General features: G+C 61.6%; 13 protein-coding genes and 1 rRNA gene. 9 read left to right on the forward strand and 5 right to left on the reverse strand.

Annotated features, from left to right (window positions below; all coding sequences use genetic code 11):
* The first annotated feature begins 2 nt into the window (after window positions 1–2).
* The 5 genes from rrf to rsmI all read left to right on the forward strand — a co-directional run bounded on the left by rrf (window position 3) and on the right by rsmI (window position 3,920).
* Window positions 3–119 (forward strand): 5S ribosomal RNA (gene rrf / locus HWX48_RS08700).
* Between the two features lie 229 nt (window positions 120–348).
* Window positions 349–588: an Rv0909 family putative TA system antitoxin gene (locus HWX48_RS08705; protein WP_175956674.1), complete on the forward strand. Its 240-nt coding sequence runs from the start codon at window positions 349–351 to the stop codon at window positions 586–588.
* Window positions 589–1,055: 467 nt separating this feature from the next.
* Window positions 1,056–2,285, forward strand: coding sequence for a hypothetical protein (locus tag HWX48_RS08710; protein ID WP_175956677.1), 1,230 nt, complete (start codon window positions 1,056–1,058; stop codon window positions 2,283–2,285).
* 56 nt (window positions 2,286–2,341) lie between these two features.
* Complete coding sequence (locus HWX48_RS08715; RefSeq protein WP_175956679.1) at window positions 2,342–3,070, forward strand: HAD hydrolase-like protein; 729 nt, start codon at window positions 2,342–2,344, stop codon at window positions 3,068–3,070.
* A complete protein-coding gene (rsmI, locus tag HWX48_RS08720) occupies window positions 3,063–3,920 on the forward strand; it encodes a 16S rRNA (cytidine(1402)-2'-O)-methyltransferase (RefSeq protein WP_175956681.1) in 858 nt (285 codons plus the stop codon). The genes HWX48_RS08715 and rsmI overlap by 8 nt, the downstream gene beginning before the upstream one ends.
* 182 nt (window positions 3,921–4,102) lie before the next feature.
* On the opposite strand, the gene HWX48_RS08725 is transcribed toward rsmI, so the two are convergent.
* The gene (locus HWX48_RS08725; RefSeq protein WP_175956683.1) at window positions 4,103–4,717 is read right to left on the reverse strand and encodes an isochorismatase family protein; all 615 of its coding nucleotides are present in this window, start codon (window positions 4,715–4,717) and stop codon (window positions 4,103–4,105) included.
* A gap of 137 nt (window positions 4,718–4,854) precedes the next feature.
* Here HWX48_RS08725 and metG point away from each other — a divergent pair, with 137 nt between their 5' ends.
* Window positions 4,855–6,663 (forward strand): methionine--tRNA ligase, encoded by a 1,809-nt coding sequence (gene metG, locus HWX48_RS08730; protein WP_175956685.1) that lies wholly within the window; start codon window positions 4,855–4,857, stop codon window positions 6,661–6,663.
* 274 nt (window positions 6,664–6,937) lie between these two features.
* Here metG and HWX48_RS08735 read toward each other — a convergent pair whose 3' ends face one another.
* Together HWX48_RS08735 and HWX48_RS08740 are read right to left on the reverse strand one after the other, a co-directional pair.
* The gene (locus tag HWX48_RS08735) at window positions 6,938–7,492 is read right to left on the reverse strand and encodes a hypothetical protein (protein WP_175956687.1); all 555 of its coding nucleotides are present in this window, start codon (window positions 7,490–7,492) and stop codon (window positions 6,938–6,940) included.
* Window positions 7,493–7,502: 10 nt separating this feature from the next.
* Window positions 7,503–9,470 carry a PspC domain-containing protein gene (locus tag HWX48_RS08740; protein WP_175956689.1) on the reverse strand — a complete coding sequence of 656 codons (1,968 nt, stop codon included), beginning with the start codon at window positions 9,468–9,470 and terminating at the stop codon, window positions 7,503–7,505.
* A gap of 115 nt (window positions 9,471–9,585) precedes the next feature.
* Here HWX48_RS08740 and HWX48_RS08745 point away from each other — a divergent pair, with 115 nt between their 5' ends.
* The 3 genes from HWX48_RS08745 to HWX48_RS08755 all read left to right on the forward strand — a co-directional run bounded on the left by HWX48_RS08745 (window position 9,586) and on the right by HWX48_RS08755 (window position 13,267).
* The gene (locus tag HWX48_RS08745) at window positions 9,586–10,854 is read left to right on the forward strand and encodes an ATP-binding protein (protein WP_254873046.1); all 1,269 of its coding nucleotides are present in this window, start codon (window positions 9,586–9,588) and stop codon (window positions 10,852–10,854) included.
* Between the two features lie 4 nt (window positions 10,855–10,858).
* Window positions 10,859–11,509, forward strand: a complete 651-nt coding sequence (locus tag HWX48_RS08750) for a response regulator transcription factor (protein ID WP_175956691.1) — start codon at window positions 10,859–10,861, stop codon at window positions 11,507–11,509.
* Between the two features lie 267 nt (window positions 11,510–11,776).
* Window positions 11,777–13,267, forward strand: coding sequence for a DUF1846 domain-containing protein (locus HWX48_RS08755; protein ID WP_175956693.1), 1,491 nt, complete (start codon window positions 11,777–11,779; stop codon window positions 13,265–13,267).
* Window positions 13,268–13,402: 135 nt separating this feature from the next.
* Here the strand turns inward: HWX48_RS08755 and HWX48_RS08760 are convergent, their stop codons facing one another.
* Complete coding sequence (locus HWX48_RS08760) at window positions 13,403–13,657, reverse strand: Txe/YoeB family addiction module toxin (RefSeq protein ID WP_175957017.1); 255 nt, start codon at window positions 13,655–13,657, stop codon at window positions 13,403–13,405.
* A 1-nt stretch (window position 13,658) separates the two neighbouring features.
* Entirely contained in the window at window positions 13,659–13,910 is a 252-nt protein-coding gene (locus tag HWX48_RS08765) for a type II toxin-antitoxin system Phd/YefM family antitoxin (RefSeq protein ID WP_175956695.1), read from the reverse strand.
* Window positions 13,911–14,459: the final 549 nt, after the last annotated feature.

Genomic DNA, 14,459 nt, shown 5'->3' on the forward strand with positions numbered 1-14,459 from the left:
TTTGCGGCGGCAATAGCGTGGGGGAAACGCCCGGACCCATCCCGAACCCGGAAGCTAAGCCCCACAGCGCCGATGGTACTGCACCCGAGGGGGTGTGGGAGAGTAGGACACCGCCGCAACACAACCAAACAGGTCTGAGCCCCGTTACCACACCAGTAACGGGGCTCAAACACACACCCACAACGAGCCAGGCGCTCACAACCTGTGTGCTCTATCCTCGCCTCTCGCGCAGAGATGTTGCGACGAGTGCGTCATCAATGAATGAGATGGCGAAGCATCCGCCGCGCGTAAAGTCCTACTACCACGTAGGGTAGAAGAGGTAATCAAAAGACTGAGCAAGGAGCTCCAATGAACCTCGATGACCTCAAGAAGGCCGCAGAAGATGTGAAGGACCAGGCAGCTGCAGCAGTTGCAGGTGCCAAGGAAAGCGGTAGCGGACTGCTCGACTCCGTACTGAAGGACGAAGCTAAGACTGACGCTGCACTCGACGCCGTTGCCGATGCTGCGAAGAAGGTCACCGGCGGCCGTTTCGATGACAAGATCGATGCTGTTCGCGACGCCGCTGACGATAAGCTCGGCGAAATCTGATTCGCGCGCACGAGAGACACACTGAAGATGTGCCTTGGAACCCCCGCATAACGCAGGTTCCAAGGCACTTCTTTGCGCTTTCCTCCTACACTTTTCCTTCACTGTCCTTTTCTCCACCGTGGTTTGCAAGACGAAGGGTAGATGGCGCCGAGCGTGGCCTCTCACATTCCCTGACAGCCCACCACAGACAACGCCCCTTTAGCGACACCGAGCGCGCAGACACAGCGTGTGTGGCGCCGTCACCGGACGCACTTCAACCCAAGCGCGTGAGGATCCTTAGTCCGCGCAGCCACCGACAGCACCCGTGCGCTCCTCTAACCCTTGCGTGTAAGGATCTTTAGACTGACGCTCACGGAGAATAACCTGATGATCGGTGCGCTGAGACCATCATGAACGTGACACAATGGGTGAAGATAAACAAGCCCCACAAGAAAACTGGGTGCGGCGTGATCGGAAGGTAGGACAGGATGCCTGAACAGCCTCATGACCTGGGACAAGGGCAGCGCCCCGCACGCAGGGTGAGCATGGTGCCCCTCCATTCGCCCTATCCGCGGACACCCTACGCCGCTCAGAAGAATACTGCCGCAGCTCTTCTGGGACGCCGTTCCCCAGGCGCTGGCTTAGGTGCGCGCCCTGCTCGTCCCGGCACATTCACACTCCAAGCAAAGCCCCAGACGGCAACGCCTGCTTCGACTCCTCACACACGGAACAGCGCCGAGGGCCGCACATCCCGTAAGGGCAGCCAGATCGTCGACAGCGGCACCGTCCAACACAACGCCCAGTCCGAACCCCAGACGCAGGCGCCGGTCCAGTTGTCCGGGCCGCCTCCCTCACCCCAACGCCGGGGGAGGAGCCGAGTGCAGGCACAGCAGACGCCCTCGTTGACGGCAGGGGCCCACCCAAGTGGCATGGCACGCCTGCCAGAAGCGCGCACCAGCGCGACCACCGTCCCCACAGGGATCACTCCCACACCTGCTGGGCGAGTGCCTCGGACCGCCACCGCTGGCGGGCGACCGCAGCCTGTGCGTAAAGCGAAAAACACCCTCGGCATCGCCATTGTCATTATTGTTTTTGTCCTGTCCTTCGTTCCACGGTTGGTGGAGTATTTCACGGCCGATGAACCCTGGCGCGATGCGGTACCGATGCTGGAGGAGGTCACGGGCGATGGTGATAGTGATATCGAGCTGAATGCCGATCTGAATACTGAGGACACGACTGTCCCCAGTCCCTACGCGAGGCCGCAAGAACCCTACTTCGCAGAGTCCATGATGGAGTACAGGGATAAACTGCCTGCGCAGCAATCGGGCTCGCGGGAGACGCCTCTTCACGTCGGTGAGCGTATTAGCGTCAAGGACGTGGCCCTGACCGTCACTGATATTCAACGTGGCGACAATGCTGCGCGGGCAGCTTTCTACCCTGCCCCTCCGGGATACGAATATGTGCTCGTCGATATCCGTTTCGAGAACCCCAAGGACAAGGCTGTTTCCCTCGAACCCGTGCTGATGAGGGACGATGACTACGCCTTCTGGCCTGTGAGCCTCAAGGAGGGGGAAGACTTCCGATGGGAAGCAAAACCCAATAGCGAGGGCATCCTTGAAGGACGGGTCGTTTTCCTCGTGGAGGACGACGATCCTTTGTTGCTGATGTTCTACTCCTACGAAGATGGCTATCCCATAGTGTTCTATGCTCTGCCATAATCGTTGCGTCAGCGTGATACTCGCACGCGTGGCGTCGTTGTCATGAAAGAGGCCTCATGTCTGGTCCGTATAGCGTGGTTCTTTTTGACGTGGATGGAACCCTTGTTGATTCTGCCGATGCAGTGATCCGTGGAATCCAGCACGCCATGGCGTGTATGGGACTGGAGGAACGTAGCGCCGAAGAACTCATGGCCTTTGTCGGCCCTCCCCTGTGGGAGACCTTCGCCCACTACGGCCTCAGCCCTGAGGAATCCGCTGAGGCTGTTGCCCATTACCGGAGCTTCTACCACGGGTTTTTCCTTGACCCGCCGATGTTCCCCGGCGTTCGCGAGATGCTGGAGGCTCTCCACGCTGCGGGGATTCCCATGGCCACGGCGACCTCGAAGCAGGCCGCGATGGCGCGCGAACAGATCTCCTTCTTGGGGTTGGACGAGGTGTTCGCCGTGGTGGCGGGCGCTACCCCCGATCCTTCTTCGACGAAGGAGACCGTCATTGAAGAGGCTCTCGCGCGCCTTGCGGAAGGTGGGGCTGATGTGTCGCGTCCGGTGTTGGTGGGTGACCGTAAGTGGGATGTCATTGGGGGCCGAGCGGTTGGTATCCCGGTGATTGGTGTCGAGTGGGGCTACGCCGAGGAGGGCGAACTCGATGGGGTGGTTGCGATGGTTGACACGCCTGCGGCCCTGGTGGCCCTCCTGACTGGCGAGGCAGATGCGGGTGAGGCATCCCCTGGCAAAGCGTGCGTAGGTGAGGCAGACGCTGACATGGAAGGAGGATGCCGTGGCTGAGGAGTACGCACAGCCAGCTGGCGTCCTTTACCTGGCAGCAACACCCATCGGGGACGTCGGCGATGCCTCGTCACGCTTCGTGACGGTCTTTCGTCAGGCTGACATTGTGGCCGCCGAGGACACGCGTCGCGCCAAAGCCCTGGCAGCCCGCCTGGAGATCACTCTACAAGGGAAGGTGATCGCCCTGCATGACCACAATGAGGGGGACAAGGCCGATGCCCTGCTGGACCGCGTGGAGGAAGGCCAGCGCGTGGTGCTGGTGTCCGATGCGGGTATGCCCACTGTGTCGGACCCCGGATACCGCCTGGTCAAGCGCGCTGTTGAACGAGGGATTCCGGTGTCGGCCCTGCCTGGTCCGAGCGCCCCGGTAACCGCCCTGGCTGTGTCTGGCTTGCCTTCGGATCGTTTCGCCTTTGAGGGTTTCCTGCCCCGTAAAGAGGGGGAGGCGCTGCGCTACCTTGAGGGTATTGCCGCTATGCCGCATACCCTGATCTTCTTTGAGTCCCCCAAACGCCTGCATGAGACGCTCAGCAGAATGGTGAGCGTGCTTGGTGGCGCCCGCCAGGCGGTCGTGTGCCGGGAACTGACGAAAACCTACGAGGATATTTGGCGAGGCACCCTCAGTGACCTCCTTGAGCGCAGCAGTGGTGAAGTCCTGGGGGAGATCACCATCGTCGTCGAAGGGGCAAGGAGCGGAGGAGACGCTGCCGACTACGTGGAGGCCGTGCTGGCCCTGGCCAATGAAGGCGCGCGTCTGAAGGACGCTGCGGGGCAGGTCGCTCAAGCCACCGGACTGCGCAAGAACGAGCTCTTTAAAGCCGCGCTCGAAAGGCTCGGGCCACAGAAATAGCGTGAGAGGCTCGGGCTACAGGAGGCCGAGGCGAAGGAAGCGGCATGCCGCCAGGCCGGGAAACACCCGTGAGGGTGGGAGCGGCTTGGAACAGAGTCTGGAAAAGTCACTGCCAAGCAACGAGGGGGGTGCTGGTTCCTTTCGGAACCAGCACCCCCCTCGGCTCAGAGTTCGTGCCAGGTCTAGTTGGTATCCGCCACCGTATCCTCGATGCTTCCATAGTCCTCAGCATCGGGCGAAACAGTGAGCTCCACGCCAGCCTCAGCCATGCGGGCGCGAGCCAGGGCGCCGAGCTCCTCGGTGACCGGCTCGGTCAGATCCATGAGGACGCGCGCCGGGAAGCCATAGCCCACAGCGTCCAAGGCGGTCTCGCACACGCAGTGCGATTCGGCCAGTCCCACCACGTCAACTGCGGTAATGCCCTTGTCACGCAGAACGTCAGCGAGGTGCTCGCCCTCGTCAGTTACGCCCTCAAAGCCAGAGTAGGCGGCCTCGAACTGGCCCTTCTTCACCGACACGTCAATAGCAATCTTCGACAGCGCGGGGTGCAAGGCGGCTTCCTCGGTGTCGGCGATGCCGTGGGGCGGCCATGTGTCGACAAAATCAGGGGTGGTGGAGAAATGCCCGCCAGGGTTGATATGCCAGTCCTGTGTGGTGACCACCAGGGCATACTCACTGCGATGGGCCTCAACAAAATCCGCAATACGCTGGGCCACAGCGTTTCCGCCCTCGACGGGCAGAGCACCGCCCTCGCAGAAGGTCGGCTGGACATCAACCAGGATCAAAGCGCGCGACATAGGACCTCCAAAACTACGCACGTATGAAGTCGCTGGAACCAAGCCTAACGAAAGCACGTCCCCTGCGTCGTGGCGTCGGCGACTTTGATACTGCGCGCTTCGCTTTTGGCACCCTAACGGGACTACGCTAGGACACTATGAGTCGTATTCTTTCTGCCGTTGCATGGCCCTACGCAAACGGGCCCCGCCATATTGGACACGTCGCCGGATTCGGCGTCCCCTCGGATGTTTTCTCCCGCTACATGCGAATGGCGGGCCACGAGGTGCTCATGGTGTCCGGAACGGACGAGCACGGCACCCCGATTCTGGTGGCCGCCGACGCCGCCGGTATTAGCGCCCGAGAACTGGCCGACCGCAATAACCGCCTCATCGTTGAGGACCTCCAGCAGCTGGGCCTGTCCTACGACCTCTTCACCCGCACCACCACCGGCAACCACTACGCCGTCGTGCAGGCCATGTTCGAGGTCGTCCGCGATAACGGCTACATGCTCGTCGAAACCACGCACGGCGCGATCTCACCTTCGACGGGGCGCACCCTGCCCGACCGCTACATCGAGGGCACCTGCCCCATCTGCGGTGACGGCGGCGCTCGCGGCGACCAATGCGACAACTGCGGCAACCAGCTCGACCCCACTGACCTCATTAACCCTGTCTCGCGGATCAACGGCGAAACCCCGCAGTTCATTGAGACCGACCACTACTTCCTGGATCTGCCTGCTCTGGCAGGAGCCCTCACCGAGTGGCTCGATGACCGCGACAGGTCAGGCACCTGGCGCCCCAATGTCATTAAGTTCTCCAAGAACTTCCTGGAGGATATTCGCCCTCGCGCCATGACCCGCGACATTGACTGGGGTATCCCCGTTCCCGGCTGGGAGGATCAGCCCTCCAAGCGCCTCTACGTGTGGTTTGACGCCGTCGTGGGCTACCTGTCGGCCTCCATTGAGTGGGCGCGCCGCAGCGGCGACCCTGAGGCGTGGCGTCAGTGGTGGAATGACCCTGAGGCCCTGTCCTACTACTTCATGGGCAAGGACAATATCGTCTTCCACTCCCAGATCTGGCCGGCCGAGATGCTCGGCTACAACGGTGCAGGCGACAAGGGCGGCCAGCCCGGCGCTTTTGGCACCCTTAACCTGCCCACCGAGGTCGTCTCCTCGGAGTTCCTCACGATGGAAGGCAAGAAGTTTGCCTCCTCGCGCGGCATTGTCATCTACGTGCGTGACATGCTCGCCCGCTACCAGGCCGATGCCCTGCGCTACTTTATTTGCGCCGCTGGCCCTGAGACCTCGGATGCTGACTTCACGTGGGCAGAGTTCTTGCGCCGCACGAACTCTGAACTGGTGGCGGGCTGGGGCAATCTGGTCAACCGCACGGCCTCGATGATCCACAAGAAGTTTGGCGAGGTGCCCGCCCCCGCTGAGCTGGAGGATATTGACCGTGCGCTCCTGGACGCCATTGCCGCTGGCTTTGACGAGGTCGGCGAGCTGATCGCCACCCACCGCCAGAAGGCCGCCCTGGGTGCGGCCATGCGCTTGGTGGGCGAGGCCAATAAGTACGTCACCGACACCGAGCCCTTCAAGCTCAAGAGCGAGGAGGAGCGTCCGCGTCTGGCTACCGTGCTGTGGACCCTGGCGCAGGCTGTCAATGACCTCAACCTCATGCTCAGCCCCTTCCTGCCCCACGCTGCCAACGACGTGGACATGGTGCTCGGGGGTGACGGCAAGGTTGCGCCCATGCCGCGTATCGAAGAGGTCGAGGACCTGGATGTCACCAACGAGGACGGTTCGCCGCGTTGCTACCCGATCCTCACCGGCGACTACGAGGGCTACCCTGCGTGGGGCCGCCGTGAGATCGAGGTGGGCCGCGTGATCGGCAAGCCCACGCCGGTCTTCGTCAAGCTTGATGAGTCGATCGTCGAAGAGGAGCTTGCCCGCGCAGGCGGAGAATGATCGACTGATAACGAGGCCGCCGCGCCCTCCTGATGATCAGGGGAGCGCGGCGGCCTCGTGTATTGGATGTCTCCGTGGGTTGTCGCCGGATTGTAGCCGGGCTATGGGCCGTGGTTGGGCTATGGGCCGTGGCTGGGTGGAGCTGAGACAGCAAAAAGGTGCCTTGTCGTCATACCGATGGCGGGTGCGCCACCTTTATGTCAACAAGGCACCTATTTGTGAGGGGAAGCAAAGAACAGTGCCCTCACGCATCAGAGCGGCTCTTCGAAGAGTGCTACCCCTTCTTCACTGACGTCACGACGGCGGCTGCCATCAGGGCAATGCCAAGGGCTGCAATCAGTGAGATCAGGAGCAGCGGGATCGACACAAAACGGAGGAAGGAAATAGCGATCATGAAGACACCCAGCACAATGACCAGGCCCGCCCACACGAGCTGCGCGACGCGCACGCCTCCGGCAGGAGCCTCCTGAACCGACGCGGTACCAGCTCCGGGAAGAGGAGACTGGGGGATTGTCGATGCGGAGCCAGAGCCAGAGCCAGAGCCAGAAGCAGCACCAGCGTCAGCATTAACTCCAGTTGCGGGTGGGGCATCATCTGGCACAGCGCCACTCGGTGCCGCAGCCTCCGCCGCAGCCGCAGCCCCCTCCTCGGTCACGTCCACACCATCCTCAGCTGGGGCGTCAACCTCGTCAGTGACAATCGCGGGCGCGTCCTCAGCGGAGGCGTCCACATCCTCGACACCGGCGGCGGGCAGCAGCACGGTTTCCTCTTCGTCTGCTACAGGCAGGACAGTGGTTTCATCATCGCGTTGCGTGTTCTCAACACTCATTGTTCTCACCTCACTGGCCGGAGGCCGGAGTAGTAGCGGACTGGGGACGATCAGCGGATTGAGCCTGCTCAGTCTGCGCGGGAAGGGCCGACTGGGGATTTAGTGTTGAGGGAGTAACCGGATCGACATTCTCAGCAGCATCGGGCGCGAAGTCCGCTTCTTCCATGTCGACCTCAATCACACGTAGTGATCCGAGCATATTGTGGATCCGCACAGTCGGCACGGGCACCGTCTTATCCGTAATGGAACGGAAGCTCGTATCCTGCGACAAACCCAGGTGAGTGGGCACCCACTGCTCGCCCGGTTCGACATAGTCAGCCGACAGAGTGCCGAACATGTCAACAATCTGAATCTCGACCGGCTGATCCTTACGGACAAAAAGAATCAGCTCGCCGACAACGTCCTGAATTTCAATCGTGGGGCGTTGATCGGTGGGCATATCCTCAAGATGAAGCTCACCGTTGACGACCTCGTCAAGGGAACCCGCCGACCAGTCGTAGTAGGCCACGGGAGCGGAGTCAGGGAAACTCCACGACTCATTATTTTCAGCGTAGTTCACGCCCGCGACACCCACCATAATCGTCGGAATCGCCATCAGCGTCCCGATGATCGACAAGGCAACCATCCACCCTGCACTGCGATCACGCATCGACGCGATCGCAATCACCAGGCCCACAATCACCAGACACGAGCCGCCACCGATGAGCAGAACCTGCGCATAATCGTTGTAGTGGTAGGGGCCATACGACATCTGATGGAGGATGAAAAGCGTCGCCGCAATGACGAGCACAATCAGGCCAGTGGTCGCCAGATTCAGCCAAGCGGGCAGCACTCGAGGCTTGAGCATCGGCCCGGGACGCCAATTCATCGGCGGAGCCATATACGCCGGGGGGGGCCTGTGGGGAGAGGCCTGCGCGCCAGCTCCAAAGGGAGGAGGAGTGTGGCCGGGTTGAGGGCCGGGGGCAGAGAAGGCAGGGCCTGACGGACGAGGCTGCTGCGGGGGCACAGTCGCGCCTGGAGCTGGGCTGGCGTAGGGCTGGAATGCTGCAGGCCCTCCAGGGGTGCCAGGGCCACTGTGGCTACCTGGAGCGCCGGAGTGAGGCGTCTGCGGCCCGCCCACAAAAGACGCCTGCGACGGAGGCGCCTGCATGGGCGATGAGTGGGAGGCAAAAGGCTGCCCCGGGGATGGGGGAGCGGCAAAAGCTTGGGTCGAGGATGCCTCCCAAGAAGCTCCGGGAGTGGAAGCACCAGAGACAGGGCCGCCCTGGGAACGCCAATCAGCACCCGGCTGAGCTGAAGGGGTGCCGCTCTGAGGAGGAGTAGGCATAGGGTTCTCCATTCCAGTAGGGGAGAATGCGGTGGCTCCCTGCGAAGGGAAGGACCGCCCAAAGGGAGAGGTATTCACGGAAGTAACGCCAATAATGGCAATGATGGCGATAGCAAGGATTGAGAGGCCGACCATGACCCCAATGCCCGTCACACCAAAGACCGTGAACCATGGGCCAATATTGCCTACACCGATGAGGACCATGAGCAAAGCCCCAAGGTGGGCAATATCAAAACGGCCCTGAAGCAGAGACTGGAAATGAATACGGCCATCACGATGCTCAGGCAAGAATGCCCACGCCACACCATAAGCCGCACACAGGATCGGAGCGAACAGCGCCAAGACGACAGTGATAACACGGACAAGCGTCCTGTCCCAGCCAAAGCGAGCTGCTATACCAGCACAGACACCTCCCAGAACCCGCGGTTCTGAACGGTAATACCCGCTGGAACGAAGGGAATCAAAGAAACCACTTCCGGCCGGACGCGGAGGCGGATAGCTGCCAGCAGACTGATAGCCACCCGCATTCGGCGTGAAGGTAGCCTGAGGGCCAGAGGAAGCCTGATCCTGCTGCGCAGCGCCGTACTGCGAAAACATCTGAGGATCCTCCATCGGAGACTGAGGGCCCTCGAAAGGGGAATGCGTGCTCATGTACTCCACTGTGCCTAATCCCCGCCCAATTATCTATGAGGGACTGCCCTGAAGAAACCCTGAACTCTCCACCTCAGGGTGGGGGCGAGAAGCGAAAGAATGTGAAGATAGTGGGGTGAATGAAGAAACTCCTGCCTGGCAGTGGAACCCCCCTCCCGCCAACACTGCTCGCCCGCCCCTCGTGCGCGCAACCGGACAATCCGTCCAAATGCCCACCCCCTGGCTGGCCGGTGTCTGCTCGGGCCTGAGCGTCCACCTGGGTGTTTCCGTCACCCTCATCCGCTGGATCTTCATCATCACCGGCTTCTTCGGCGCCGGACTCCTCATCTACTTCCTCATCTCCGTCCTCATCCCCAAAGACGGAGACCACGCCTCCCTCACCAGCACCGAACGCCTCGCCAGCGGCCTGGAACAAATCGGTGACAGCAAAAAGAAAGTCACCGCACGCAACCAGCTCCTCATGGTCGGCGCAGCCTTCCTGATCTTCTCAGTCCTCCTCATCCTCTTCCTCAACTCCACCCACCTCGAGCTGTACTGGATCGTCGGCCCCGTCCCCATCTTCGTCGGCATCGGCATGGTGTGGAGCCAAAGCAACAACCTCCGCCACTGGCGAACCCTGCGCTTTTGGCTCATGGTCATCGTCGGCATCATCCTCGTCATCATCGGCGTCACCATCCTCGTTGCAGGCGGCCCACCCACCCTCGACCTCCTCAAAGGCGGAGTCTACGGCGCGGGCATCGTCCTCGTCATCGTCCTGACCCTCATCCCCCTGTGGGTGCGCACCAGCGCCGAACTCTCCAACGCGCAAAAACGCCAAGTCCGCGACGCTGAACGCGCCGACATCGCCGCCCACCTGCACGACTCCGTCCTCCAAACCCTCACCCTTATCCGCTCCCACGCCGACAACCCCCAGCAAGTCCGCGCCCTCGCCCTCGGCCAAGAACGCGAACTACGCGCATGGCTATACACCGGCAAGAACGAGGCCGCCACCTCCACCGCCCAAGCCCTGCGCGAACAGGTCGAAAGCACAGAAGCCACCTACGGAGTCGCCGTTGACGTCGTATGCGTCGGCGACGTCGAACCCGGCCCCGCCGAACTCGCCCTCGTCGCAGCCGCAGGCGAAGCCGTCACCAACGCCGTCCGCCACGGCACCCCACCCGTCTCCGTCTACCTCGAAGTCGGACGCGATCGCGTGGAAGTCTTCATCAAAGACCGCGGCACAGGCTTCAACATCGAAGCCATCCCCGCCGACCGCCACGGCGTGCGCGGCTCCATCATCGGCCGCGTCGAACGCGCAGGCGGCAGCGCCATCATCCGCGCCCTCGACCCCGGCACCGAAATTCACCTCTCCGTCCCGAAAACCACGAACCCGCAAGTAGGATGACAGCATGACCATTCGACTCGTAGTCATTGACGATCACCCCATGGTTCGCGCGGGCGTGCGCGCCGAACTCGAAGCCTCCGGCGCCGACCTCGACATCCTCGCCGAAGCCGCCGACGTCGACAGCGCCATTGCCATCTGCACCGAACTACGCCCCGATGTGGCCCTCCTTGACGTCCACCTGCCCGGCGGACGAGGCGGAGGCGGCGCAGAAGTCGCCCACAACTGCGCCGGTGTTGAGGGCGTCCGTTTCCTTGCCCTATCCGTCTCCGACGCCCCAGAAGACGTCGTCTCCGTGATTCGCGCAGGCGCTCGCGGCTACGTCACCAAATCCATCTCCACCGCTGAACTCGTCGAAGCCATCCAACGCGTCGCCGCAGGGGACGCCGCCTTCAGCCCCCGCCTGGCCGGCTTCGTCCTCGACGCCTTCGGAACAGGCAGTGTCGCCATCCAAGACGACGAGCTTGACCTGCTGTCCCAGCGTGAACAAGAGGTCATGCGCCTCATCGCCCGCGGCTACACCTACAAGGAAGTCGCCTCCGAACTGTTCATCTCCATTAAAACCGTGGAAACCCACGTGTCTGCGGTGCTGCGCAAACTACAGCTCTCCAACCGCCACGAGCTCAGCCGATGGGCCGCGCAACGACACATCATCTGAGGCGGAGCGGGAGCGGGAGGCGGCTACTAGCCGCCTCCCGGCGTCCCGTTCTGCTTTCCTCCTCCCTAACGCTTACCTGTCGGCCTTCCCGGCCCACACCGCGTCCCACCCGGCCCGCGCGAGAGGGCAGCCGACAGCGCAAGGAAGCGCGGGCGGTAGCCTCGTCCTGCAGAGCATGTCAGAGTGTGAGCAGACATCCATCAAGGAAGAGTCAAGGGCACTCAGCTGAGGAGTAAACTAAGCGGGTTGATCATTTCAGGAGGAGACATGCATCAAATCGGTTTCGACCGTGAAAAGTACATCCAGCTCCAATCCGAACATATCGCCGAAAGGCGCCGTCAATTCGGTGGGAAGCTCTACCTGGAGTTCGGTGGGAAACTCGTTGACGACATGCATGCCTCAAGAGTCCTCCCCGGATTCACCCCCGACAACAAGATCGTCATGCTCGGCCACCTCGCCGAAGAAGTCGAAATCGTCGTCGTCGTCAGTGCCAAGGATTTTGCCCGCCAGAAAGTGCGCGCAGACCTTGGCATTCCTTATGAAGACGACGTTCTCCGCCACATCGACGCCTTCCGCAGCTACGGCCTCTACGTCGGCTCCATCGTCATCACCCAACTCACAGACGACAACCACGCCGCATACGCCTTCAAAGCCAAACTCGAAAAACTCGGCATGCGCGTCTACTGCCACTACCCCATCCCCGGCTACCCCCACGACGTCGCCCGCATCGTCTCCGACGAAGGCTACGGCAAGAACGACTACATCGACACCAGCCGCGACCTCGTTGTCATCACCGCCCCCGGACCCGGCTCAGGCAAGATGGCGACCTGCCTGTCCCAGCTCTACCACGACCACAAGCGCGGCCTACAATCAGGCTACGCAAAGTTCGAGACCTTCCCCATCTGGAACCTCCCCCTCGATCATCCCGTCAATATCGCCTACGAGGCCGCCACCGCCGACCTCGACGACGTCAATATGATCGACCCCTACCACCTGGCCGCCTACGGGGTGCAGACCGTCAACTACAACCGCGACGTCGAAATCTTCCCCGTCCTCTCACGCCTCTTCGAGACGATCCTGGGAGAATCCCCCTACAAGTCACCCACCGACATGGGCGTCAATATGGCCGGCATGTGCATCAGCGACGACGAGGCCTGCCGCGAAGCCTCCAAACAGGAAGTCATCCGCCGCTACTACAAGGCCCTCGTCGAGGAACGCCGCAAGGAACTCGACCCCGAGCAATCCGCGCGCATCGCCCTGCTCATGGGGAGCCTGGGCGTGAAAAAGACCGACCGGCCCGTCGTTGAGCCGACCCTCACCGTCGCCGAAATGACCGGCGCCCCCGCAGCCGCCATCGAACTGCCCGACGGGCGTATCGTCACCGGCAAGACCTCGCCCCTGCTGGGCGCGTGCTCGGCGATGCTGCTCAATGCCCTCAAGATGCTGGCCGACCTGGATCGTGAGATCCTCCTGCTCTCACCTGAATCCATCGAGCCCATCCAAGCCCTCAAAACCGGCCACCTCGGCAGCCGCAACCCGCGCCTGCACACCGACGAGGTGCTCATCGCCCTGGCAGTCTCAGCCAACCACGATCCCAACGCTCGCGCCGCCCTAGCTCAGCTCGGAACCCTGCGTCATTGCGACGTCCACACCTCCACCATCCTGGGATCCGTGGACGAGGGCATCTTCCGTAACCTCGGTGTGCAAGTCACCTCTGAACCCGTGTATCAGACGAAGAGCCTGTACAAGAAGAGCTGAAAGGGTTTCTTCGGCGGGTTCGAGGGGGCTTCTTGGCGGTGCACTGCTTGCTGCCAGAGGGCGCCCTCGAACCGTATCGACTGTGGGGCTGCGGGCTGCGGTGCTGTGGGGCGAGGGCTTTGAGCTGACGAGCCGTTAGTAGTGGTAGCGCGCCTGGAGAATAATGAGGTCGCCGTCAATGACGAGGTAGACCAGGCGATGTTCGTCGGTGATTCGTCGTGACCATGCACCGGAAGCACCGTACTTCAGAGGTTCAGGTTTGCCGATGCCTTCGAAAGGATCGCGCAAGCATGCATCGATAAGGGTGTTAATGCGTTTGAGGATTCTGCGGTCAGCCTGCTGCCAAAAGACGTAATCCTCCCACCCAGCCTGATCCCAGACGAGGCGCATGTCAGTCCTCGCGGTCGAGTTCATGAACCTCGGTCATGCCCGCCGTTGCGCGTTGGTAAGCGTCAAGGAGGCGTCGTGCGTTCTCTGGAGAGCGAAACAGGTAAGCGGTTTCTTTCCATGCGGCATACTCATCGGCTGACATGAGGACTGCGTTGCCTGCGCGAGAGACAATTTCGACAGCTTCGCAGTCGTTGTTCACCTGCTCAATCAATGGAAAGAGCGTGCGACGCGCTTCGCTTGCGCTGATCGACATCGGAACTCCTATTCATCGGGCTGGGTCATTCGGCTGAGCTTTCACCCTAATGGTACCGCTTTTTGGTACGAGGTTTCCTGTTGGGGGGTGTTGGGTGGTGGGGATGCGGGCTGAGGGGGTGTGGTGTAGATCGTGGCGCGTTAAGGGTATGGGCTGTGTAATGAAGGGCTCCACGCTGGGCGATCACGCAAATGCGGGGTGCGTACTGCAAAGTTGAGAGGGGAGGGGGCATGGCGCAGTTCCTTTAGGTGCGAGTCGGGGCTGCCTCACAATGGTGAAGCAGCCCCGACTGCAATCCCCGCATATGCGGGGAGGGTTCCCGTCTGAGACAGAGCAACGGGTCATCCCTGTCTGGTACAGGGAACCCGTTGATTATCTGATATGGAGAGGCGGCTGTGCATCTTGTAGGTCGGGATGGGTGTCGCGTTAGGCCCTATTGGCGGGGTGCTGTCTGTGTGAGTGACTAGAAATGAGGAGGCAATTATTGCTTAGACATAGCAACTTAGAAATTGTGTGCTATGGTATTCGTGTACTCGATAGAAAACGGCT

Source organism: Schaalia sp. Marseille-Q2122, from assembly GCF_903645355.1.
Lineage (GTDB): Bacteria > Actinomycetota > Actinomycetes > Actinomycetales > Actinomycetaceae > Pauljensenia.

Excerpts from the sequence above, each read along its gene's own strand:
- HWX48_RS08740 (WP_175956689.1), bottom strand. The coding sequence starts at position 9,470 with ATGAGCACGCATTCCCCTTTCGAGGGCCCTCAGTCTCCGATGGAGGAT.
- HWX48_RS08765 (WP_175956695.1), bottom strand. The coding sequence starts at position 13,910 with ATGTCGATCAGCGCAAGCGAAGCGCGTCGCACGCTCTTTCCATTGATT.
- metG (WP_175956685.1), top strand. The coding sequence starts at position 4,855 with ATGAGTCGTATTCTTTCTGCCGTTGCATGGCCCTACGCAAACGGGCCC.
- HWX48_RS08755 (WP_175956693.1), top strand. The coding sequence starts at position 11,777 with ATGCATCAAATCGGTTTCGACCGTGAAAAGTACATCCAGCTCCAATCC.
- HWX48_RS08750 (WP_175956691.1), top strand. The coding sequence starts at position 10,859 with ATGACCATTCGACTCGTAGTCATTGACGATCACCCCATGGTTCGCGCG.
- HWX48_RS08710 (WP_175956677.1), top strand. The coding sequence starts at position 1,056 with ATGCCTGAACAGCCTCATGACCTGGGACAAGGGCAGCGCCCCGCACGC.
- HWX48_RS08715 (WP_175956679.1), top strand. The coding sequence starts at position 2,342 with ATGTCTGGTCCGTATAGCGTGGTTCTTTTTGACGTGGATGGAACCCTT.
- HWX48_RS08735 (WP_175956687.1), bottom strand. The coding sequence starts at position 7,492 with ATGAGTGTTGAGAACACGCAACGCGATGATGAAACCACTGTCCTGCCT.
- HWX48_RS08760 (WP_175957017.1), bottom strand. The coding sequence starts at position 13,657 with ATGCGCCTCGTCTGGGATCAGGCTGGGTGGGAGGATTACGTCTTTTGG.
- HWX48_RS08725 (WP_175956683.1), bottom strand. The coding sequence starts at position 4,717 with ATGTCGCGCGCTTTGATCCTGGTTGATGTCCAGCCGACCTTCTGCGAG.
- HWX48_RS08705 (WP_175956674.1), top strand. The coding sequence starts at position 349 with ATGAACCTCGATGACCTCAAGAAGGCCGCAGAAGATGTGAAGGACCAG.